Origin of the sequence: Natrinema salinisoli, from assembly GCF_020405205.1 — an archaeon.
GTDB classification, from domain to species: domain Archaea; phylum Halobacteriota; class Halobacteria; order Halobacteriales; family Natrialbaceae; genus Natrinema; species Natrinema salinisoli.
Genome location: NZ_CP084469.1, coordinates 2,186,867 through 2,206,883 on the forward strand (window position 1 = coordinate 2,186,867; position 20,017 = coordinate 2,206,883).

The 20,017-nt window shown below is 59.7% G+C and carries 23 protein-coding genes and 1 tRNA gene; 11 read left to right on the forward strand and 13 right to left on the reverse strand.

Annotated elements, in window-relative coordinates:
• The first annotated feature begins 79 nt into the window (after nucleotides 1–79).
• The 6 genes from LDB05_RS10845 (at nucleotide 80) to LDB05_RS10870 (ending at nucleotide 4,721) form a co-directional block, all read left to right on the forward strand.
• A complete protein-coding gene (locus LDB05_RS10845) occupies nucleotides 80–1,126 on the forward strand; it encodes a ribonucleotide-diphosphate reductase subunit beta (protein WP_226004007.1) in 1,047 nt (348 codons plus the stop codon).
• Nucleotides 1,119–1,406, forward strand: coding sequence for a hypothetical protein (locus tag LDB05_RS10850; RefSeq protein WP_226004008.1), 288 nt, complete (start codon nucleotides 1,119–1,121; stop codon nucleotides 1,404–1,406). The genes LDB05_RS10845 and LDB05_RS10850 overlap by 8 nt, the downstream gene beginning before the upstream one ends.
• Entirely contained in the window at nucleotides 1,407–1,715 is a 309-nt protein-coding gene (locus tag LDB05_RS10855) for a 2Fe-2S iron-sulfur cluster-binding protein (RefSeq protein ID WP_226004009.1), read from the forward strand.
• 73 nt (nucleotides 1,716–1,788) lie between these two features.
• Nucleotides 1,789–2,793: an ABC transporter ATP-binding protein gene (locus tag LDB05_RS10860; protein WP_226007898.1), complete on the forward strand. Its 1,005-nt coding sequence runs from the start codon at nucleotides 1,789–1,791 to the stop codon at nucleotides 2,791–2,793.
• Nucleotides 2,786–3,574, forward strand: a complete 789-nt coding sequence (locus LDB05_RS10865) for an ABC transporter permease (protein WP_226004010.1) — start codon at nucleotides 2,786–2,788, stop codon at nucleotides 3,572–3,574. Before LDB05_RS10860 ends, LDB05_RS10865 begins: the two co-directional genes overlap by 8 nt.
• Nucleotides 3,575–3,719: 145 nt before the next feature.
• Nucleotides 3,720–4,721, forward strand: a complete 1,002-nt coding sequence (locus tag LDB05_RS10870) for an arsenic resistance protein (RefSeq protein WP_226004011.1) — start codon at nucleotides 3,720–3,722, stop codon at nucleotides 4,719–4,721.
• A 39-nt stretch (nucleotides 4,722–4,760) separates the two neighbouring features.
• Here LDB05_RS10870 and LDB05_RS10875 read toward each other — a convergent pair whose 3' ends face one another.
• Nucleotides 4,761–5,426: a helix-turn-helix domain-containing protein gene (locus LDB05_RS10875; protein ID WP_226004012.1), complete on the reverse strand. Its 666-nt coding sequence runs from the start codon at nucleotides 5,424–5,426 to the stop codon at nucleotides 4,761–4,763.
• A 138-nt stretch (nucleotides 5,427–5,564) separates the two neighbouring features.
• Between LDB05_RS10875 and LDB05_RS10880 the strand changes: the two genes are divergently transcribed.
• Nucleotides 5,565–5,936, forward strand: a complete 372-nt coding sequence (locus LDB05_RS10880; RefSeq protein WP_226004013.1) for a DUF7344 domain-containing protein — start codon at nucleotides 5,565–5,567, stop codon at nucleotides 5,934–5,936.
• A gap of 13 nt (nucleotides 5,937–5,949) precedes the next feature.
• Here LDB05_RS10880 and LDB05_RS10885 read toward each other — a convergent pair whose 3' ends face one another.
• Nucleotides 5,950–6,648 carry a DUF7095 family protein gene (locus LDB05_RS10885; protein WP_226004014.1) on the reverse strand — a complete coding sequence of 233 codons (699 nt, stop codon included), beginning with the start codon at nucleotides 6,646–6,648 and terminating at the stop codon, nucleotides 5,950–5,952.
• Between the two features lie 180 nt (nucleotides 6,649–6,828).
• On the opposite strand from LDB05_RS10885, the gene LDB05_RS10890 reads away from it, so the two are divergent.
• A complete protein-coding gene (locus LDB05_RS10890; protein WP_226004015.1) occupies nucleotides 6,829–7,548 on the forward strand; it encodes an alpha/beta fold hydrolase in 720 nt (239 codons plus the stop codon).
• 32 nt (nucleotides 7,549–7,580) lie between these two features.
• Here LDB05_RS10890 and LDB05_RS10895 read toward each other — a convergent pair whose 3' ends face one another.
• Complete coding sequence (locus LDB05_RS10895) at nucleotides 7,581–8,279, reverse strand: hypothetical protein (RefSeq protein WP_226004016.1); 699 nt, start codon at nucleotides 8,277–8,279, stop codon at nucleotides 7,581–7,583.
• A gap of 157 nt (nucleotides 8,280–8,436) precedes the next feature.
• Here LDB05_RS10895 and ncsA point away from each other — a divergent pair, with 157 nt between their 5' ends.
• Nucleotides 8,437–9,396, forward strand: a complete 960-nt coding sequence (gene ncsA / locus LDB05_RS10900; RefSeq protein WP_226004017.1) for a tRNA 2-thiolation protein NcsA — start codon at nucleotides 8,437–8,439, stop codon at nucleotides 9,394–9,396.
• Nucleotides 9,397–9,642: 246 nt separating this feature from the next.
• Here ncsA and ftsZ read toward each other — a convergent pair whose 3' ends face one another.
• The 3 genes from ftsZ to LDB05_RS10915 form a co-directional block, all read right to left on the reverse strand.
• Nucleotides 9,643–10,833: a cell division protein FtsZ gene (gene ftsZ / locus LDB05_RS10905; RefSeq protein ID WP_226004018.1), complete on the reverse strand. Its 1,191-nt coding sequence runs from the start codon at nucleotides 10,831–10,833 to the stop codon at nucleotides 9,643–9,645.
• 2 nt (nucleotides 10,834–10,835) lie between these two features.
• Nucleotides 10,836–11,015, reverse strand: a complete 180-nt coding sequence (locus LDB05_RS10910) for a ribbon-helix-helix domain-containing protein (RefSeq protein WP_226004019.1) — start codon at nucleotides 11,013–11,015, stop codon at nucleotides 10,836–10,838.
• Nucleotides 11,016–11,211: 196 nt separating this feature from the next.
• Entirely contained in the window at nucleotides 11,212–11,841 is a 630-nt protein-coding gene (locus tag LDB05_RS10915; RefSeq protein WP_226004020.1) for a ribbon-helix-helix protein, CopG family, read from the reverse strand.
• Nucleotides 11,842–11,966: 125 nt separating this feature from the next.
• On the opposite strand from LDB05_RS10915, the gene LDB05_RS10920 reads away from it, so the two are divergent.
• Nucleotides 11,967–12,040, forward strand: a tRNA-Tyr gene (locus tag LDB05_RS10920).
• A gap of 257 nt (nucleotides 12,041–12,297) precedes the next feature.
• Nucleotides 12,298–13,395: a hypothetical protein gene (locus LDB05_RS10925; protein WP_226004021.1), complete on the forward strand. Its 1,098-nt coding sequence runs from the start codon at nucleotides 12,298–12,300 to the stop codon at nucleotides 13,393–13,395.
• Between the two features lie 177 nt (nucleotides 13,396–13,572).
• Here LDB05_RS10925 and LDB05_RS10930 read toward each other — a convergent pair whose 3' ends face one another.
• The 7 genes from LDB05_RS10930 to LDB05_RS10960 form a co-directional block, all read right to left on the reverse strand.
• Nucleotides 13,573–15,393 (reverse strand): DUF262 domain-containing protein, encoded by a 1,821-nt coding sequence (locus LDB05_RS10930; protein WP_226004022.1) that lies wholly within the window; start codon nucleotides 15,391–15,393, stop codon nucleotides 13,573–13,575.
• A gap of 392 nt (nucleotides 15,394–15,785) precedes the next feature.
• A complete protein-coding gene (locus LDB05_RS10935) occupies nucleotides 15,786–16,565 on the reverse strand; it encodes a hypothetical protein (protein WP_226004023.1) in 780 nt (259 codons plus the stop codon).
• A 3-nt stretch (nucleotides 16,566–16,568) separates the two neighbouring features.
• The gene (locus tag LDB05_RS10940; protein ID WP_226004024.1) at nucleotides 16,569–16,880 is read right to left on the reverse strand and encodes a hypothetical protein; all 312 of its coding nucleotides are present in this window, start codon (nucleotides 16,878–16,880) and stop codon (nucleotides 16,569–16,571) included.
• Nucleotides 16,881–16,882: 2 nt separating this feature from the next.
• A complete protein-coding gene (locus LDB05_RS10945) occupies nucleotides 16,883–17,227 on the reverse strand; it encodes a hypothetical protein (protein ID WP_226004025.1) in 345 nt (114 codons plus the stop codon).
• A 524-nt stretch (nucleotides 17,228–17,751) separates the two neighbouring features.
• Nucleotides 17,752–17,961 (reverse strand): cold-shock protein, encoded by a 210-nt coding sequence (locus tag LDB05_RS10950; RefSeq protein WP_226004026.1) that lies wholly within the window; start codon nucleotides 17,959–17,961, stop codon nucleotides 17,752–17,754.
• A 264-nt stretch (nucleotides 17,962–18,225) separates the two neighbouring features.
• On the reverse strand, nucleotides 18,226–19,404 hold the full coding sequence (locus tag LDB05_RS10955) for an inorganic phosphate transporter (protein WP_226004027.1): 1,179 nt from the start codon (nucleotides 19,402–19,404) through the stop codon (nucleotides 18,226–18,228).
• A gap of 174 nt (nucleotides 19,405–19,578) precedes the next feature.
• Nucleotides 19,579–19,956 carry a hypothetical protein gene (locus tag LDB05_RS10960; protein WP_226004028.1) on the reverse strand — a complete coding sequence of 126 codons (378 nt, stop codon included), beginning with the start codon at nucleotides 19,954–19,956 and terminating at the stop codon, nucleotides 19,579–19,581.
• Nucleotides 19,957–20,017: the final 61 nt, after the last annotated feature.

Here is a 20,017-nt window from a genome sequence, read left to right on the forward strand (position 1 = left end):
GTCGACTTCAAGAGCCGGTTATCCGAGAAGGTACGCTCATTGTCAACACACCCAAACCACTGGTATCTCACGAGGTATCATGACGGACGGATTTCAGGCGGAACGGATCGACACGACGAGCAAGTGGTACGACCTCTTCCAGAAGGGGGTCGAACTCGGCACCTGGAACGTCGAGAAGCTGTTCGAGGAGGTCGGCTTCGAGGAGGATCGCGAGATCTGGGCGTCGCTCGAGCCCGGCGAACGGACACAGCTCCGATATCTGCTCTCGGGCTTTCTCGACGGGGAGTTCGCGGTCGGCGAGGACGCGAGTCATCATCTCCAGCGCATCATGGGAGCTCCGTGTTTCGACGACAACGAGGAGATGGAGATGTACATGACGATGTTTACGCTGACCGAGCACAAGCACACGCAGTTCCTCGACGTCTACATGCACGAGGTGATGGGCGAACAGGACACGTTCGCCGAACAGAATCCGAAACGCGGCGGTGCCCGGATTCCGATCGTGCAGGCGACCGGATTAGGCGAGGTGTACGATCGGCAGGGCCAGCTGACCGCCAGGGCGGCCCACTCGCAGGATCCCGTCGACATCGCGAAGGCGCTGACGGTGTATCACATGATCGTGGAAGGGCTCCTCGCCCGGGGCGGCTTTTACTCGATCAACAAACTGTCGCGGAACGCGCCGCTGCCGCTGTTGAATCACGGCTTCAAGTTCATCAGCACCGACGAAGGACGTCACATCACGCACGGCGTCGAGGCGCTGAGCGAACTGATCGCGAAGGAACGCGCCGGCGAACCGGAGTTCCAGGGCGTCAGTCAGGCCATCGTCGACGTCCTCTACGAGAACGTGGGATCGGTGGCGGACTTCGGATATATGTTCACCGACGCCGTCGACGACCCCCTCGAGATCGAGTTCGACGACCTCCTGATGCGGGTCGGGCGTCTCATCGACGGACAGTTCAACGAGGCGCTCGACCTCGACGTCGACCACCACAGGATCATCGGCATCGTCGCCGACCGCCATCGGGAGTGTCTCGAGACGGACATCGACGCGGAGCTTCGGGAGTACCGGGAGCGCTACGAGCGCACACGCGGTGTCGCCGCCGACGGAGGTGGGGACCGTGACTGACGATCCCGATCTGAACGAACTGTCCCGGGGTGCGGCGTTTACCGCCTCGGAGGACGAGGTGATCGAGGCGATCGAAGACGCCGCCGACGAACTCGAGCAGAGTTTCGAGGAGGTCCGGGAGAACGTCGCCTACATCATGGACTCGACGTTCGACGACGACGGCGTCAGTACGTCGTTCAACGAGAGCGTCAGCGGTGCCAGCCTCGAGCACGACGCGGTCGGTACGGGCGACCCGCGTCTGGAGGCGCTGGAACTGTACAAACTCCGCCAGCGACTGTAGATGTACGAGGTAACATTTCATTTCGAGAGCGGGACGGAAACAGTCGACATCGATCCGGACGAGTACGTCCTCGAGGCCGCCGAGCGCGCCGGTCTCGACCTGCCGCACTCCTGTCGAAACGGGATGTGCACGTCGTGTGCCGGGGAGTTGCTCGACGGTGAACTCGACGGCAGCGAGGGGACGGCGCTCTCCGCCGACCAGGCGGCTGACGGCTACGTCCTGCTGTGTTGTTCGTACCCGCGAGCGGACAGCGAGATCCGGGTCGGCGAACGGATCCAGAACGAACTGCTCGGTCTCGACGCGCTCTGACGTCCCTCCATCGAGTTCGGTCGCGGCCGCTCGCGACCACCACAGCAATGGTGTCACGCCGCCAATGGGAGGTATGGCCGCGATCGAACTCGAGGGACTGACGAAGGATTACGGCGAGGTGCTTGCCAACGATGACGTCACGTTCGACGTCGAGCGCGGGGAGATCTTCGGGTATCTCGGGCCAAACGGGGCGGGGAAGACGACGACGATCCGAACGCTGCTGGGATTGCTCTCGCCGACTGCCGGAACGGCGCGGCTGCTGGGCCACGACGTCACCGACGGCGAGGAACTCCTTTCGGTCAAGCGCCGGCTCGGCTACCTCCCCGACAGCCCGGCGTTCGACGAGACGGCAACCGGACGAGAGATCCTCGATCTGCACGCGTCGATCAAGGGCGACGAACGCAGCGCGGAGTTGCTCGAGCTGTTCGATCCGCCGCTGGATCGCGAGATCCGCGAGTATTCGCGGGGAAACGTCCAGAAGCTGGGGCTCGTGACGACGTTTATGCACGATCCCGACCTGGTGATCCTGGACGAGCCGACCAGCGGACTCGATCCGCTGTTGCAACAGCGGTTCAACGAGTTCGTCCGGGCCGAACGGGAGCGGGGGCTGACGGTGTTTTTCTCCTCGCACATCCTGAGCGAGGTGCGTCGACTCTGCGATCGGGTCGGCATCATCCGGAACGGACGGCTGGTCACGGTCGAACCCGTCGAATCGCTGCTGGACAGGAGCGGCAAGCTCGTTCGCCTGCGCACCGCGGAGCCGATCCCGCCGGCGGCCCTCGCGATCGACGGCGTTCACGACCTCGAGACGGACGCCGGTGCGGACCCGGAGACGGACGACGTCTCTCGGGGGAGCGAACGCGCGTTTACGTTCACCGGCGACGTCAACGTCCTGCTCGACCGGCTCCGAGAGTATCGATTACTGGATCTCTCGATCGAGGAAGCGCCGCTCGAGGAGGTATTCATGCGGTTTTACGGCGACGACGGTGATGACGTCGACGACGGGGGCGACGATGGATCGGTCGGGGCCGATCGCGGGGCCGCCGGTACCGACGCGAGCGGTGAGAGCGATGCTTGAACTGACTCGGTACGACGGCAGCCGCCGGATTCGCGGCAGCGTCTATCTCTCGATCGGCCTGTCTCTGCTCGCCGCGATGGTCATCTGGGTCTATCCCTCGTTCGAGGCGGAGGTCGATCTCGACCAGTTGCTCGCGGCCTATCCGGAGCCAATCTTGCAGGTGATGGGCGTCCGGACGATGGCGAGCCTCGGCGGATTCCTCTCGTTCGAACTCTACACGTTCGGCTGGATCATCCTGCTCGGGCTCTATCTGGCCTACGCCACGGCGGGAACGATCGCCGACGACGTCGATCGCGGGCGGATGGACGTGCTGCTCGCGATGCCGATCTCCCGATCGCGAGTGGTCGGCGAGCGATTCGCCGCGATGGCGGTCCCGATCGTCGGGGCGAACCTCCTGCCGCCGATCGTCGTCTACGTCGGCGCTCGCCTGATCGACCACCCCATCGCCGCCGCGGACGTGCTCGCGGTCCACCTGCTTTCGATCCCCTATCTGTTCGCCTGCGCCGGGATCGGCCTGCTCGCGTCGGTGGTTTTCGATCGGGCGGCGATCGCCCAGCGCGTTGCGCTGGGCGTCACGTTTGCACTGTTCCTCTCCGAATCGTTGCTCACCGGGACCGACGCCGAGGCGATCGGCGCGATCGCACCGATGCGCTACTACGATCCCAACGCGGTCCTCATCGACGGGAGCTACGACCTCGCCGGCGCGGGAATCCTCCTCGCCATGACCGTCGGCTTCCTCGTCGCAGCCCAGTTCTGGTTTCGGCGGATCGACATCTCCTGATCCGTTGACCCTGTCCCCGGGACCGTCGCTCGCGACTCCGGCAGCGAACGGTCGGCCGAGGCCCTCCGCCACGCGTCGTCTGCGCCATCGTTCGAATCCGTGTAGGACCGCGGCTGATTTACGATCACGTCCCGATACTCGGATAATGCGTTCGACGGAGTGGATACAACGCCACCAGATCGCTATGTACGCGGTCGCGGTTGCCCTCGCCGTCGGAATCGGCGGGGGGAAACCGGCGACGGCACCGCTCTTCGAGCGACTCATCACTCCCGTCCTGGCGGTACTGCTGTACGTGACCTTCCTCGAGATCCCGTTCATCCGATTTCGCGAGGCGTTCACGAACGGTCGGTTCATGGCCGGCGCACTCGGGATGAACTTCCTCGTCGTCCCGGTCGTCGTCTACGCACTCACCCGCTTCCTCCCGCGGGAGCCGGTGCTTCTCGTCGGCGCGTTCATGGTGTTGCTGACGCCCTGTATCGACTACGTGATCCCGTTTACCGACCTCGCTGACGGGGACGCCGAGCAGATCACTGCCGCGACGCCGGCGCTCCTGATCCTGCAGTTCCTCCTCCTGCCGGTCTACCTCTGGCTGTTCATGGGGAGTCAGATCGCTTCCGTCGTCGACCCCGAGCCGTTCCTCGAGGCGTTCCTCACCCTCATCGTCCTGCCGCTGACGCTCGCGTGGCTCACCGAACTGGGTGCGACGCGGTCGGGGACCGCCCGCCGATGGCAGTCGGCGATGGGGTGGCTGCCGGTCCCCACGATGGCCGCGACCCTGCTGGTCGTGATCGCCTCGCAGTTCCCGCGCGTCCAGGGTTCGATCGGGCAGATCGCAGCGGTCGTCCCGGTGTACGTCGCGTTTCTCGTCGTCATGCCGCTTCTCGGGCGCGTTGCGGCCGGACTCCTCCGGATGGACGTCGGTGAAAGCCGCGCGCTCGTCTTTACGTCCGTTACGCGGAACTCGCTGGTCGTGCTCCCGCTGGCGCTCGCACTGCCGGCGGGCTACGAACTCGCACCGGCGGTCGTCGTCACGCAGACCCTCGTGGAACTGACCGGCATGGTCGTCCTCACTCGAGTCGTCCCGGCGTGGCTCGTTACCAAGCCCCCAGAGCCGATCTCGATTCCCGGCACCGCACCCGAGGAGTGAGCGCGGCGGGCGACCGTGCCGGCTCACGGGCTGCCGGACCTAGAGCGACCGATCGTCCGGATATACCGTGTTCTCGATGAGCGTTCTGACGCCGCGACGGAACCGCTCCGACGCCGCGTTCTGGGAGATGCCGAGTCGCTCGCCGAGTTCGGCCAGAGAACAGGCCCGCGGAATGTCGAGATAGCCGGCGTCGACGGCGGTAACGAGCGCCTCGAGCTGCCGGTCGGTCACCCTGTACTGAGTGTTCGATCCCGAGCCGCCGGTCCCGGATTTATCGTACAACCGTCGGAGCTCGACGTTCAGATCGTTCTCCACGAAGAAGGAATGAAACCGCTCGACCGCCTCGTTGCTGGGGAACGCGATGCGGAAGTACCACCCCTCGTGAGTCGCGGTCACCTCCTGTGGGATGCCTCCTTCTTCGATCACGTTCGGATAGACGCTCGCTTGATGCCCTTCGGGCGTCAGTTCGACATGGTAGAGGCGGCGGCCCTCGACGTCGGTCACTCGTGAGGAAGCGGTGATGGTCGGATCGGTCTCGAGACCGGCGTCGAACGCGTCGATCTCGTCGCCGTTGACCCAGAAGAGCATCCGGTGGTCGCCGTCCTCCGTCAGATCCGACCGTTTCCACGTGATCTCGATGTCGGGGGCGTGCGATAGCGTCTCGCGTAGAACGGGGTAATCGACCCAGAACGTAGTGAGGAGCATAGTGACGATTCGTCGGTGATAGGGCTCAATGGGGTTTTCCCGTTTCGGCTTGAGCAAGTACTACGACCACTCTGTTACATAAAGGACGTGAATACTTACGCATCGTAGCTATCCGACGAACCCGCCGATTAACCGATAATGGGAGACTGGCACATAGCGGACGGCGAGGTACCCGATCCGATTGACACGTCGTTCGACGTGTTGAGCGATCCGTATCGTCGCTCGCTCTGTCGGTACGCGATGCGGACGGAAACGGACGCCGTCGCGTGCGAGGAACTCGTCGACTACGTCGTCGATCGAGCGCCGGAGACGGCTGCGGACGACCTCGATAAGCAGACGACCGCGACGAAGCTCCGCCACGTCCACCTGCCGAAACTGGACGGGGCCGGTATGGTCGAGTACGATCGTCGAAACGGGACCGTTCGCGTCGATCGCTCGACGATCGCGGAGCGACTCGAGCGGGTTCGTGCGGCGGTCGCGGACTTACGAGACGCGAAGGTCGATCGGTGAGGGACCGACCGGATCAGACCACGTCCCCGCGAACCGTCGCACCGTCTTGCTGTTCTCGCCACGCGTGGAGTTCCCGGGCCGCCGTCTCGGCCTCGTCGTCGTCCATGCCGAGCATCTCGAGCGCGGCGGACAGGGTCGGCAGGGCCAGTTCGCCCTCGCGGAGCTTCCGGAACGCCTCGTCGCTTCTGGTGCCTTCGGCCCAGAGGCAGACGCCGCGCGGATCGAGCAACTGGGTGTAGTCGTCCCGCAGTTGTGCGCCGCGCAACCGCTGGGTGACGTTATCCTCGAACGGCGCGTTACAGACCTCGAGGTGGACCGGTTCGTCGTCCGCGAGGAGGTGGGCAGCGAGACACTGCTCGGGCGCGGCGTGGCCGTTCGCGTTGGCCCGGAGGTAGTCGGGATGGTCACGGGCCCAATCCGCTCGAACGGATTTCCCGACGCCCTCGATCCCGTGCGACTCGCGGAATTCGGTTTCGGGGTCCACTGGTTCCGATTCGCCAGGAGCGGTGTTCGCGGACGAGGGCTCGCTGTCGTCTCGCATGAGGATATCCTTCGTCACGTAGACGTCCAGTCGCTCGACGGGGTCGAGTCCGAGCGCGACGTCGCCGAAGGCCCAGACCTCGCGGACGGGCACCGGCATCCGCTTGTTCGCGACGGTGTCGACGATCTCCTCGAGGCGGTCGACCGCGTCACTGCGGTCAAATCCACTCATTGGTCGCCGTTGGACGTCGACGTGCAAATCGTTTTCAGTTGTATTGCGTGTCGGTTCCGACAGCAGCCCAGCGTGGAGCGACCGATCCGGATGTGCGACCCGCTCTCTCGTAGCCCCGATCGTCTCGATCGCCGTGTTTAGAGATCAGGTTTTTTAGTAGTTCGCGGTGAACGGAATCCTATGCGACACCGGATCTTCAACGAGGACGGTGACGAGGAGCTCGTCTTCGTCATGGGTTGGGGCAACCGCTGGACCCACGAAAACGTGAGCTGGCTCATCGGGCAGTTGACCGAGGCCGGCTACCGCGTCCACGCGTTCGAACTCCCCACGAACATCGACGATTTCAAGGCCGACTGGCTCGAGCCGGTCGCCGAGTACGTCCGCGACCTCGAGGAATACCAGCTGCTGGGCCACAGCGCGGGGTCGCTCGTCGCCCAGGCCCTCGACGGTGCGGACAACCACGTCTACCTGAGTCCGTGGTGGGGCTACGGCGAGGGCTTCCCGGAGCCGGTTCTCGAGGCGGTGTCGAAACTCCCGACCACGTTCCCGTGTCTCCCGGTCGGCGACCTCGATCGCGAGGCCCTCGGCGAGCGGGCGACCGACCACCAGATCGAGACGACGCCGTCGTGGATCTCGCCGGCGTTCGTCCGGGAAACCCGCCGCGCCCAGTCAGAACTACTGACGATCGACCACGACGCGGTCGTCTTCTGCTCGCTTCGCGATCCCGTCGTCAGCCTGCGGCCGATCGGCGAGCGAGTCCCCGCCGAACACGTCGTCCTCTACAACGGCGGCCACGAACTGTTCTCCGCTCCCGGACGCGACCGCTACGTCGACCTTTTGCTCGCCGCACTCGAGGACGGGTCCGACGCCGTCGAGGAGCGAAAACCGATCCCCGCCTGACTCCGTTCGCCGTCGCATCGACGGCGACCCGTTCAGAGCGCGTCGACCAGCGCGCGTAGTTGGGAGCCGCCCTCGAGCAGAGCACGCGGGAACCCGGGTCGTGCTGTCGCGAGCGCCTCGCCGAGGACTGTCGCGGCATCGGTGAAGACGCCGGTTCCGTGGCCGAGGAGTATCCGTTCGGGCGCGATTCCCTCGAAGACGCCCGTCGGCACGACCGGCCGAAGCAACAGGTACACGGCGAGCCGTTCGTCGCCGGCGAGATACGGCGGCGCGGTTCCGAGGAGATCGGGGACGTACAGCGTGCTATCGGACCGTCGGTACGCGATCGCCTCGGACCAGCCCGGGACCGGGCTCACCTCGCGGACCCGAACCCCCGAGTCCGCGAGTCCGCCCTCGAACCGCTCGAGCGGTGCGTCGATCCGCCCGGACACCCGTTCGAGCCACGCCGGAACGAAGACGGGAACGTCGAACCGGCGAGCGAACCGATCGGCGTCGCGAGCGTGGTAGGCCGAACAGACGACGACGCCGGCGACCTCGCCGAGGGATTCGATCTCGTCGTCGATTCCGGGCGCCTCGAGCGGATCGAACAGCCAGACGCCGCCCTCGTCGCCGCGGAGTGCGTGACTCGCCCGTAGCCCGGCTTCGTCGGGATGGGCGAGCCAGCCGACCCCGCCGTCGAACTCGTCGATGCGCCGGTAACCCGTCGACGACGTTCGCTCGTAGATTACCATGCGTCGACATCTCGCGGACGGCCGTAAGACGTTTCGACTGACACGAGTTCCTCTCAGTCTCGAGCGATCGAACTCGAGTCGGGTACCGGGGTCTCGGGGGGCGGAACTGCCGTGGAGACGAAACGGACATACGCGTCCGACGGCAATCCATCCGCTAATGGACTGTAACCGGTGCAACGAGGAGGCGGTCATGCACGCCGCCTACTCCGGGGCACACCTCTGTGACGATCACTTCCGCGAGTCGGTCGAGAAGCGGGTGCGCCGCCGAGTCCGACGGGACGATCTCGTCCCTCACGACGCGACGCCCGAGAACCCACAGACCTGGGTGATCGGGCTCTCCGGCGGCAAGGACAGCGTCGTCCTCACGCAGATCCTCCACGACACGTTCGACGACGATCCCCGCATCGAACTCGTCGGACTGACGATTCACGAGGGGATCGAGGGCTACCGCGACAAGTCCGTCGAGGCCTGCGTCGACCTGACCGAGGACCTCGGAATCCGCCACGAACTCGTCAGCTACGAGGACGAATTCGGTGTCCGAATGGACGACGTCGTCGAAGACGATCCCGAAAACATGGCCGCCTGCGCCTACTGCGGCGTGTTCCGTCGCGATCTCCTCTCGAAGTACGCCGAGGAACTCGAGGCGGACCTCCTCCTGACGGGCCACAACCTCGACGACGAGGCCCAGACCGCGCTGATGAATATCCTCGAAGGCGACGTCGAGCAGATGGCGAAACACTTCGACGCCAGCCTCGGCCCGATTTCCGAGCGCGAGGAGCAAGACGAGTTCGTCCCCCGGGCGAAACCGTTACGGGACGTTCCCGAGAAGGAGGTGGCCCTCTACGCACACATCGACGACCTCCCCGCACACATCACCGAGTGCCCCCACGCGAGCGAAGCCTACCGCGGCGAGATCCAGCAGCTCATCTACGACCTCGAGGAGAACCACCCCGGGACTCGCCACTCGATCCTCTCGGGGTACGAGGAACTGGCAAACATCGCGGCCGAGAAGTACGCCGGCGACGACGGCGCCGACCTCCGGGAGTGCGTCGAGTGCGGGTCGACGACCACTCGAGAGGTCTGTCGAAAGTGCTCGCTGCTCGAGTCGCTCGTCTGACTCGGTGCTGTCCAATCCCTCACTTCATCACGCTGTTCTGGGCCGTTTGTCTGCCGTATACAGTCGTAAACGTCGCTGAGACGCAGCGCGTCTCGACGTCTCGGTTTCCGGCGGTCCGACGCGAGTAGAGCGTGGCGGCTATCGGTAGTTGCGACGCGAATCGATGAAAAGCGGGACCGGCAGACGGATACCGACCGAAACGCCAGCGGTGTGTCCGTGCGACGATCGATCGCCGCCGCGATCCGATTACCGGATCACGTCGACGCCGTTCTGTTTATCGACTTCGTTGTGGCCACCGTCGCTCTGTGCGCCGTACTCGGGGGTCGCGTTTTCGACGTTCTTGCTCGCGTCGAACTCCGCGTCGTTCACTCCCTCAATGCTCTGGCGGGACTTGTCGGCCTGCTTCTGGGTCGTCGGTCCGAGCACCTGCGCGCTCTGGACGCCGGTCATGATCGCCATGACCCGCACCTTGCCCTTGTAGCTCTCCTGGATTCGGGCGCCCCAGATGACGTTCGCCGAGGCCTCGAGGCGCTCGGTGATGTTGTCGGCGATGCCCTCGGCCTCTTTGAGCGTGAGGTCGGGGCCGCCGGTGATGTGGACGAGTCCGCCCGACGCACCGCGGTAGTCGACGTCGAGTAGCGGGTGATTCATCGCGTCCTTGACGACCTCGTCGGTCTTGTTCGTGTCCTGCGTTTCGCCGACGAGCATCACTGCGACGCCGCCCTGATTCATGATCGTGGACATGTCCGCGTAGTCCAGGTTGATCAGCGACGGCTGGGTGATCGTCTCCGAGATCCCCTTGACGGTCTCGGCGATGATCTGGTCCATCACCGAGAACGCCTTCCCGATCGGCAGATTCGGGACGTAATCGAGCAGTCGGTTGTTGTCCAGCACGATGATCGAGTCGGCCTGCTCGCGCAGCTTCTCGAGCCCTTCCTCGGCTTTCACCGTGCGGGCGCGCTCGACGTTGAACGGCGTCGAGACCATTCCGACGACGATCGCACCCTGCTCTTTCGCGATCTCCGAGACGACGGGGGCGGCACCCGTGCCGGTGCCACCGCCCATCCCGGCGGTCACGAAGACGAGGTCCGCGTCGCCGAGGACCTCCTTGATCGTTCCCTGGGCCATTTCGGTCGCGCGCTCGCCCATCGAGGGGTCGCCGCCGGCACCGAGCCCGTTGGTGAGGGATTTGCCGACGAGGATCTTCGTGTCGGCCTCGATCATCTTGAGGTGCTGCTTGTCCGTGTTGATCGCAACGGTGTCAGCACCGTCGACGCCGATGTTGTACAACCGATTGATCGTGTTGTTTCCGGCACCGCCGCAACCGACGATAACGATTCGGGGTTCGCCGAACTCGTCGTCGTCCATCGAGACGTCGCCCATGTCTCGGGACTCTTCCTCCGCGTTCTCTAAGGCGTCCTGAACGATATCCTGCATTGTTACACCTTGGCCCAGTTGCGTTTGCCGGACTGCTCGTTCGGCGCGTCCTGTTGTTCGTTGATCATCTCACGGACGGCCGACCGGATCGCTTCGCTCCGGTTCGGAAACTCGCCCGAGTCGACCAGTTGCTCTACTTCTTCGATCTGCTGTTTCGGGATTCGCAGTGTCACACGCTCCATGGTTTGTATTCCCCGTTGGGTAAGACGGTGGCGCGCCCCTGTCAGACGCGGCGTGTCTTACGACGAAACCGCCCGACATCGGGCGATTCTCCGTCTCGTCGACGGGTGTAAGACAATCCGTCTTACGCGAATAGTGGGATGTCCTCCCTAGATAATAAAGCTTTCGTCGGACGTGACTTTCTTCGTCTTACACTGGTCAGTACTGGGTACCGTTCGACTCGAGGACATCCGCCGCGGGCGTCCGACGACCACAGCCTGGACAGAACGACCAGTCCGAGCGGATTTCGTCGCCGCAGTCACAGAACAGGCGTCGCGACGCCTTCTCACCGCAGTTGGGACAGTAGACGTGATTTCCGTTCATGTGATCGCCACACTGGTTGCACTGCACGCCGCCCTCGCCCGCTGCGTCCGCTGGTCCGTCCGACTGTCTCGACCCCTGATGTCCGTCACTCGTCTCACGCGCGTGGCCGCTGTCGACCCGAACCTGTTCCTCCGATTGGGTCGTCGCCCCCTCGAGCGAGATCGTGACGTTGACGTCCTGTGGATCGCGCGCTGGGCCCGAATCGTGCGCACGCGAGCGCGCACCGTCGAGTCCGAGCTCCCGAAGCCGGGTCGCGATCCGCTCGTCGACCCGTTCGCGAACCAGTTCGTCGATCACGCCCTCGTCGTCACGCTCCGTATCCGACCCCGACGCACTGCTCTGGACCGCACCCCCGTCCTCGAGATAGGAGCGAAGCGCCTCCCGCATCGCTTCGCTCTTGGAGATCTCGAGCTCCTCGAGTTGCTCGACGAGGTCGTCGTCGGCACGGAACGTGATCTTGCTCATAGGCGAGTTACCCCCGTATTATCACGCCTCCTTTATCAATCATTCTGCCGTTCGTAGTTCTTGACACGTCAGTGTCGTCCCGAATAATAACCCTTATGTGCACCACGGCGGCTACGTTTGAGTGCCCGCCCTTAGCTCAGACTGGTAGAGCAGTCGACTGTAGATCGACTTGCCCCCCGTTCAAATCGGGGAGGGCGGACTTCCTACCCTTGCTATCCAGATTCACAGGATAGCGCCCGATTCGGCGCTATACTGCTCCGAAAACGCCTCGGGGTTCACTTGGTCATCAAGTCCGGTCGTAGCCATCTGGTAGTTCATCGTGGCCGAAGAGGGGAGCGCGCTTAGACCTTAGCGTAGTAGATGAGTCGTGTTGAATGAGTCTTGACTCCATGAGACTCAGCGATTTCCCAAAGGAATAGGTTTCCTGATAGAGAGGACCGAATCAGAGACTAACATATGGGTGACGAAGACGGAGATAATGTTGGTCTACTCCACGAGGAAGCCAAAGGGGTAGTCGACAAGCAACTCTCCAGAACTGAGACCATAGAATCCCGCGCCGGGCGGATTCTCCGAGTCACAATGCTTACTGTTGGTGTGATTCTCACCGCTCTATCTATTGGTATCCGCTGGACTCAGAATTCCCAGCAGTCATTAACGCAAATCCCGGACAACGGAGCAGCTGTCTATTTTACCGGAGCCCTTTTCGCGATAGGTGGTGCCGCGATTTTCTCTGCTATGGCATATACAGCGGCTCCCATTCGATTTGGACCAAGTGGTCGAGATATCCGTCGACTCTTTGAGAATGAGGGAGAGAGTGCAACCAGAAAGGAACTTCTCGCTGGCTATTCGCTGTGGAGCGATATCAATCGAGAGCCACTCGAAAAGGGCCGGTTTTGGATTACCAGCAGTATGGCTTGTATCGCTCTGGCTCCTATCTATATCGGTGTTGGCTTGCTGATTTCATTTACCCCTATTTTCCCGTCAGCTTTAGCACACTCTCTCGTGGCGATAATAATCGCGGTCTGTATGGGTTGGGTCATGGGAATCCACTCTACTTTTCGGTCATACAGATATGCGAAGTGGCAGTCCGATGAAGCCCAAGATGACTTCTGGAAAGTGATGGACGAGAGACAGATTGAGCACGTTTTAGAAGGTGCATCATTCGGTGGGGAAAAAGAAGAGAACCAGAGCAAACTTCGCCAGATGGTCTTAGGCGAGGCGTTGGAAAACTGGATATCCCATCACTTTGACGAGATAGTCCCCGATTTTGATAGAGTCGTTGAATCTCAGGAGATTGGTGGTAGGGGAGTTGATTTCATCGTGACTCAGAAAGACGGGACACAAGTCGGGGTAGAGGCAAAAACCCGAGTTGACCGACGAACTGCTGAAGAAATTACAAAAATACTAAAGGATTCATTTGACCCTCAGGCGGACCTCTACGTAGTCGGTTTTGACTTTAGGGAGTCTGGTCGTCAAATCTTGGAGAAAAGAGATGATATTCATCTCAAGGAAATCGATAAAGAGCGTGTGAAGAATTTTTCAAATCAAGAATAGCAACTTGTCAATTAGATATTTCTCTCGCTCCTCTTCACTCCTTTCAGGCGATTTTAGAACTATCGAGTAGACGATGTTTTCTACTATTGAATCGCTTCCTAGCGGCGAATAGCGCGCTTAGAATAGTTCCTTATTCGGAATCAGACTCATACTCTCCCCAGGCATCCAATTCCCAAGCTATGCGAGAGACCACCTGTCCAGGATAAATGGAACTAAATCCCCGTCCTCACGCCGTGTAATGGCTTCTTCTCCCCATTCATCTCTATCAGCTACTTTATCCCTATTTAGCCGATAACTCGAGTTCGCAAACTCTGGTTGTTTTTCGTCGAACAGCTTGTTCTGTAGATCCTCTTTGTTGTACTCGTCGCTAACAAAGGTAAGGTTCCCAAGGCGGTGAATCAGTGAGTCGTAATCCTCCTCATCAATTGGATACCGCACCGGCGTTTGGGGCCAAATATGCTCAACCTCGTAGTTATCCCCCATGACTGCACCAAAGTCAGGAACATCTGGCTCACCATCTTCTTCGCATAGGTGTTTTTCGTAGAAGTACAGTAGATACCGGATTTGCTTGCTCTGCTGGTCGCTGTAGAAGTCTTGACTCTTCAGAACACGTCGGAAGGAGTCATCATCTTCGAAATCAGCAACTGCCTCCGAAATCTTCTCTCGCCAAGTTTGTATGGAGGCCTCTGAAGTAGTGTCCCGAGCGATTCTATGGAATCTTGGGCGTTTAGCATGACTCGGATGGCCACCAATTGCGTACAGGCGAATGATTGCGGTTTCAATGATCTCAAGTAGACTTTTGATCGAATTCGGCTCTTCTTCGTAGCCTTCCCAGGCTAGGATTAGGAGAGGATAGAATCTTGCTACGTTGCCAAGTGTGTATATCCGCCGTAGGCGATCATGAACCACATCTTCATCGGTGTGATTGAGAAGACGATCTAAATTCTGGAAAGCAAGTTCTAGTGAGTTGATGTAATCCTTGATAAGTGCTATGCACTGATCCCTATCTTCCTGGTGGGTTTGCCGAATTTGACTCTTCAAATTGTCCAGTAGAGACTCGCCTTGGTATTCGTCTCGCGTCCCCCAATCGGCATAGGTAATGTAGTGATACCGTTGTATCCCGTCTTCCGATAGATTATCTCGTTTAGCATCCTCAATAGACTGCATATGCTGGTAGATTCGAGCAAAGGAGGACTGGACCTGGTTGATGGTCCTCTTGTAGGATCCGTCATCTTCCTCAGCAGAGCGATAGGTCATATACATAAGGAAGCTCTTCGTGCGCTCCAGCATAGAGAGGCTCTTTCCCCGGTCGTTTTCGGATTCGAAGATCCGTGTCGCCTTCTCCTTGTCCTCCGCTCCCACGTAGTGGATCATCAATTCCAAGCTAGATATCTGCTTTCGAATTTTCTGGCATTCCTCGACAAAGCCCTCTGATGTTGTTTCTTCACGGAGAACCCTGAATTGTTCCCGAAAGAAATCCTTGGCTTGGGCTAATTTCCTCTCAGAGGGGGTATCTGGGTCGATATACTCCTTCTTCTCAACTACATATTCATGGAAGAAACCCCCATCTCCTTTCTGTAAATGAAGCCGGTACAAACCCTCATCCACGAGCCACTTTTGCTCGATCTCCGTTATTGACTTCCTCCACTCTTCAGGTTCATCTAGACATTCGACGGCTACGCCAAGTTCTTCCAACATGATTTGGAGAAGGATCGATATAGTTGTGATCCGTTGCTGGCCGTCGATTATGTGATGCTTCTCCTGTTCCTCCGCCATCACCCGTTCAGGTGTTTTATTTGCGGCTTCCGATGTCTCTTGAAGGATAATAGTACCAAAATAGTGGTCCTTCTCAGGAGGAAGCGTTTGTAAATCAGTCCAGAGGTCTTCTAATTGTTCTCTGTCCCATGAGTAGTATCGCTGGTATTCCGGTACCTCAAAGAAGAAACCCTCAAATAACTCTCCTAATGATTCTGGTCCTGATTGTCGCCTAGCAGCCATACAGTAACTCATTGAAGTGAATCTGATAAGTTTATTGATGGCCACGTTTTGATAGATAACCGAGAACAGATTGAGGAGGAATTTGAAGTGAAAGACATCTTCGATTGGTGAAAAAGAGCTCGGATGGCGTTGGTGGATACCTCTACTATCTTGATGAGGAACCAGAGAACTCGTAAGATGACTGGAAGAAAAATGCAGAGGGGTAATGGAGACCTCTGAAGAGTGGTTCAGGGCGACGGAAACCGTCCGTAATTGAATCCAAAAAAGAGGTTGTGCTTCTAATACTTCCTCAGCGCCATCCTTAGCGGTACTCATGGAGATTCGAAGATTCCCTGTTGCCAGCGGGAGAGTATGGGCTCTAAGTGGCGAGGAGGAGCGAGAAGGGCAATAGATCAATCTGAGGAGTTATTCGAGTTCTGGACTCCTTTCCAGACCTCGTAGATGACCTCGGCCAAGTGAGTAGCGTCGTCAGATAGCGCCTCTACTTCTCCTTCCTCAAAATCGACCCGAATAGAGTGCGCTCCCTTGTTCCCCTTCTCTTTCAGGTCACGGATGTCCTCCACCATCTCTCGGTCCAAACCCTCCTTAGTGAATCGCTTAAGATCCGGAACTCCGATTTTGAGATTGTTAAGAAGTTCATCAAAGCTGTAGTGTCGCTGGTTCTCTTGGTCAAAGAACATTTGGGTGTTTTCTCCCGAATATTCCCCTCTAAGGATCTCAAAGACCAGATTCTCGAAGAATTTTCGAGTGAGAACCATCGCTCCGTCGTAGATGTGATAGCGGTATGATTCGTTAATGTCCTCGATCAACTTCTCATAGCGATGCTCCTCAAAGATATTAGAGTCGATGAACCGCTCATCTTCGTTCCGAGGAGTGTCGAGAGCGCCATCTTCTAATAACTCCTCAACGCCGTCCTTACCGTCATGGGTCAGGATATAACTGTTCCCGTTTGATTCAGATATCCAATCTCCCTTGAGACGCGAGAAATAGGAAGATACACCACTCGTACTGACGGCAGAGCGAGAGTTCCGGATAACCTCCTTCACCTCTGCTTGGGTTACGCCTCCAGTCGTCCCCTCTTCTGTGTTCTCAAGATAGTAGATGAGGAGGGCGACTTCCTCCTTCTGTCCGGCATCATCGTCAAAATGGTCGATAAGGTAGTCAACGTCCATTGCTTATCCGTCCAGCTTTTCATCCAGCTCCTGAATGAGGTCCCGAGCGTGATTCTTACCTTTCCCTACTAAGTAGATGTTCGAACCATCGGATTCGAACCAATCACTCGCATCATTTGAGAAAGCTTGACCCATCGCATCCCTTCTTTCGGTTTCAACATCCGAAGAAACAAGAGCCTGATTTAGCCTCTCGTAGTCAATTCTCTTCTCATCGAGGCACTCCTCCCATACGTATAGAAGGAGGGATGATGCCTGCGCTTGTCTCTGATTTCTGGCGCTACCAAGGGTAAGAACCCCATCCTCGAAGTGGTACATATTCAGACTGGGTACGCCTTCTTCATCATCTGGTAATTCAAAGAACTGCTCGAGTGTTCCTTCATCACACCCGTTTTGGTAGAGAGAGAGGCAAATTCAGTACTGACGTCCTTAGACTCCTGCGATGGTGGTGACGGCTTTGAGTCTTCCCAGCCGCTTAGAGGTGCCTGTGTTCCTCCATCTTCGGATACAGTATTCGCTTCTGGCGTCGGAAGATTCGAGAGAGTTTCCTTCTCTTCTCCGATGAACTCAACGAACTCGATTAATTCGTCTTGAAGCTCTTCTCGGTTCTCACCCGTGAATTCGGCGTCGAGAGGTCCGTAATCGAGAGTGAGTGTAATTTCCATGTGATATGCTATTTCTCCTCACTATAACATCATATTTCTTACGCTGAAAGCTGCGAGAAGAGTCAGCTTAGATTCCGTCGAGGTAGCCTCGCCGTTGCTCGACCTTCACCTCCTCTGTCCGTCAGTCATAGTGCTTATCGAGAACCTCCTGCCCCACATCTATCTAGTCGGAGACGACCTTCTTGGGCACGTCCTCGGTCAGGAAATGGGTGATGGCTCTTCTCCGGATTGAATGGGGACTGACGCTCGAAGGGCACTTGCTACGATATCCGTATTTGGTCACCTCGCATTCCCGTTCTCGTCGATCATGCGGGCAATGGTCCCCGTAGTAGCAGGGGCGAGTGACTGTATAGACCCCGGCGACCTCGTTCGAGCGGCGATCACCTCGTCGGTTCGGATTCGGAGCTTCGCAGGGAGACTCTCGGGTCGAAATAGCGAGTGCAGGGTCTACGAACAGCACGGCTGGAGGTGTGGTCGTTTAAAAAAACCGAAGTCGGTAGTCGTCGCTGTGAGCGACGGGTGTGTTACTCTTGGCGAACGACGTTCGCCGCGCGGGGTCCCTTGGGTGAGGACTCGATATCGAACTCGACCTCCGTCCCTTCTGTCAGATCCTCGCCGCCGACGTCCTCCATGTGGAAGAAGACGTCCTCGTCGTCGTCGAGATCGCCGTCGTCAGTCGAAATGAAACCGTAGCCGCCTGTGTCGTTGAAGAAATCAACTTTACCGTGTGCCATTACAAACGAATGTAGATCCGGATGCGGGATAACCCTTCCGAAATCCGAGTTACAACCACCATTCTCGGCCATTCGGACACGCACTTACCGCGAGTATCTTGCGGGCACGAGGGTCCAGCGGACGTGGGATCGTCGCATTCACGCACCGATCTCGAGCAGTGTGTCGTATGGTAATCACTGCAGGGCAATGCCCACCCGATCGCACGACAACTGTGCGGTCAGTGAGTGAATAGTTGCAGAGACTGCTAACGCTCATCTTCGTGGTCAGATGCCGAAGACGGGAACGAACCGGAAGGTCAGGTACGCACCCCCCGTCGCGATCACCGGGACGACGTTCTGCATCAGGACGACTCGAGCGGTCGTCGCCGGATTGAACAGATCCGCTGCGCTTGGGATGTCGGCGGGGGTCTCTTCGCCGATCGGCGGAATCGACTCGCCCTCCTCGTCGGCGGTCAGTGCGCCGACCGAAACCGGTGTCCGTTCCTCGCCGCGCACGGCTTCCGAAACCGTGACCGGGCGGGTCGCGCGACCCCATCCGAGGCCGATGATGGACATCGTCGCGATGATGACGAAGCTCGCAGGAATGCCGATAAACGACAGGAACGTGACGAGCGTGGCGCTCACGGTCGCGACGACGATGGCGGCCGTCAGCGGGAGCTCGGTGAGGTCGTTTCCCATCGTCTCGAGGGTGCGTCGGGCGATGGTGAACGTCCCGATACCGACGGCGAGACAGCCGATGATGATTGCGGGGTTCATCTCGATTGCACCGCTGCCGACCAGCGGGGCGATCGCGTTCGCGATGTTCGAGGTGCCGGAACTGAACGCCATCACACAGCCGATCACGATGACGGTCGTCACGCCGCCGAGTTCGCGCCGGGTCGTGGTCTGACTCGGAACGGGCAGTGGGACGATTCTGGAGCGATCGAGCTCGAGCAGGGGGCCCTCGCTCCGCACCATCGCGACCCGCCGGTTGAGGAACGCGTAGAAGTACCGGCCGATGATCAGCGAGACCCAGAAGCCGATGAAGGGGGCGACGATCCACCAGATGGCGATTTCGCCCATAACGGTAAGGTTGAGTTCCCCGCCCGCGAACGCGAGCCCCGCGATCGCACCGACGGCCGTCATCGACGTCGAGGCCGGGACCCCGAAGAAGTTGCCGACGAACAGCGCCAGCCCGATGAAAAAGAGGACGCCGATACTGGCTTCCAGCGTGAAGATGCCGGGATCGGTGACCAGATCGCGCCCGAGCGTGTCGACGACGCGGCGGCCGATCGTCCACGCGCCGACGAAGAAGAAGACGGTCATCAGTGCCGCAGCGCCCGACTTGGATATTGCGTCGGCGCCGACCGCCGGGCCGAACGCCGGTCCCGTGGTAGCGCCGCCGATGTTGTACCCGACGAAGATCGCGACGAAGACGCCGACGAAAAGCAGCACCGTGACCATACTATCTACTCGCTGACGTACGATGGTGAGGCCCATAAGATTGTGCCTCCCGGATCGTCGTGAGAACCGCTCGTGGCGCTTCCACGAACCGGTAGCGGCTTTCGGGGCAAATACGACAGCGGATGTTCGGTGCGAATGTTGATCGTGACGCGTGCACGACCTAGCGACGTCGGCTCAGGTATCGGACCGACCGGGCGCGTCGCTGTCAGCGGTTTCCTCGATGAGTTCCTCGATCTCGTCTTCGCGCGGCCGTCGGTCGACCCGTTGTTCGACCGTTTCCACGTGCTCCTGTACCGGTTCCACCTGCTTTCTGACGGTTTCCTCGATCGTCTGCTCGACCGTCTCTTCGACCGTTTCCTCGACGGCCGTCGTCATCCAGTCCGGATCGAACCGAGCCATCTTCCAGACGACGTGGAGCGCGTAGGAGACCAAGACGCCGAACCCGAACGCGAGGCCGATCTCGGTCCCGGCGTACACGATCAGGACGATAGAGACGAAGATCAACACCCCGTACGCGAGGTCGATGGCAGCGTCGACGTAGCGTGGATTCATGGACGGGAAATCGGGGCGGCGTCGGCCGCTGGCGGGTCCGGTTCTGGAGACGGGGATATCG

What these genes read in the sequence shown, in the direction of transcription:
- LDB05_RS10875 (WP_226004012.1), bottom strand. Translation starts at nt 5,426, where the DNA reads ATGCTCCTCACTACGTTCTGGGTCGATTACCCCGTTCTACGCGAGACG.
- LDB05_RS10960 (WP_226004028.1), bottom strand. Translation starts at nt 19,956, where the DNA reads ATGAATCCACGCTACGTCGACGCTGCCATCGACCTCGCGTACGGGGTG.
- LDB05_RS10845 (WP_226004007.1), top strand. Translation starts at nt 80, where the DNA reads ATGACGGACGGATTTCAGGCGGAACGGATCGACACGACGAGCAAGTGG.
- LDB05_RS10860 (WP_226007898.1), top strand. Translation starts at nt 1,789, where the DNA reads ATGGCCGCGATCGAACTCGAGGGACTGACGAAGGATTACGGCGAGGTG.
- ncsA (WP_226004017.1), top strand. Translation starts at nt 8,437, where the DNA reads ATGGACTGTAACCGGTGCAACGAGGAGGCGGTCATGCACGCCGCCTAC.
- LDB05_RS10930 (WP_226004022.1), bottom strand. Translation starts at nt 15,393, where the DNA reads ATGGCTGCTAGGCGACAATCAGGACCAGAATCATTAGGAGAGTTATTT.
- LDB05_RS10945 (WP_226004025.1), bottom strand. Translation starts at nt 17,227, where the DNA reads ATGGAAATTACACTCACTCTCGATTACGGACCTCTCGACGCCGAATTC.
- LDB05_RS10950 (WP_226004026.1), bottom strand. Translation starts at nt 17,961, where the DNA reads ATGGCACACGGTAAAGTTGATTTCTTCAACGACACAGGCGGCTACGGT.
- ftsZ (WP_226004018.1), bottom strand. Translation starts at nt 10,833, where the DNA reads ATGCAGGATATCGTTCAGGACGCCTTAGAGAACGCGGAGGAAGAGTCC.
- LDB05_RS10880 (WP_226004013.1), top strand. Translation starts at nt 5,565, where the DNA reads ATGGGAGACTGGCACATAGCGGACGGCGAGGTACCCGATCCGATTGAC.
- LDB05_RS10955 (WP_226004027.1), bottom strand. Translation starts at nt 19,404, where the DNA reads ATGGTCACGGTGCTGCTTTTCGTCGGCGTCTTCGTCGCGATCTTCGTC.
- LDB05_RS10935 (WP_226004023.1), bottom strand. Translation starts at nt 16,565, where the DNA reads ATGGACGTTGACTACCTTATCGACCATTTTGACGATGATGCCGGACAG.
- LDB05_RS10915 (WP_226004020.1), bottom strand. Translation starts at nt 11,841, where the DNA reads ATGAGCAAGATCACGTTCCGTGCCGACGACGACCTCGTCGAGCAACTC.
- LDB05_RS10925 (WP_226004021.1), top strand. Translation starts at nt 12,298, where the DNA reads ATGGGTGACGAAGACGGAGATAATGTTGGTCTACTCCACGAGGAAGCC.
- LDB05_RS10865 (WP_226004010.1), top strand. Translation starts at nt 2,786, where the DNA reads ATGCTTGAACTGACTCGGTACGACGGCAGCCGCCGGATTCGCGGCAGC.
- LDB05_RS10890 (WP_226004015.1), top strand. Translation starts at nt 6,829, where the DNA reads ATGCGACACCGGATCTTCAACGAGGACGGTGACGAGGAGCTCGTCTTC.
- LDB05_RS10870 (WP_226004011.1), top strand. Translation starts at nt 3,720, where the DNA reads ATGCGTTCGACGGAGTGGATACAACGCCACCAGATCGCTATGTACGCG.
- LDB05_RS10895 (WP_226004016.1), bottom strand. Translation starts at nt 8,279, where the DNA reads ATGGTAATCTACGAGCGAACGTCGTCGACGGGTTACCGGCGCATCGAC.
- LDB05_RS10940 (WP_226004024.1), bottom strand. Translation starts at nt 16,880, where the DNA reads ATGTACCACTTCGAGGATGGGGTTCTTACCCTTGGTAGCGCCAGAAAT.
- LDB05_RS10910 (WP_226004019.1), bottom strand. Translation starts at nt 11,015, where the DNA reads ATGGAGCGTGTGACACTGCGAATCCCGAAACAGCAGATCGAAGAAGTA.
- LDB05_RS10885 (WP_226004014.1), bottom strand. Translation starts at nt 6,648, where the DNA reads ATGAGTGGATTTGACCGCAGTGACGCGGTCGACCGCCTCGAGGAGATC.
- LDB05_RS10855 (WP_226004009.1), top strand. Translation starts at nt 1,407, where the DNA reads ATGTACGAGGTAACATTTCATTTCGAGAGCGGGACGGAAACAGTCGAC.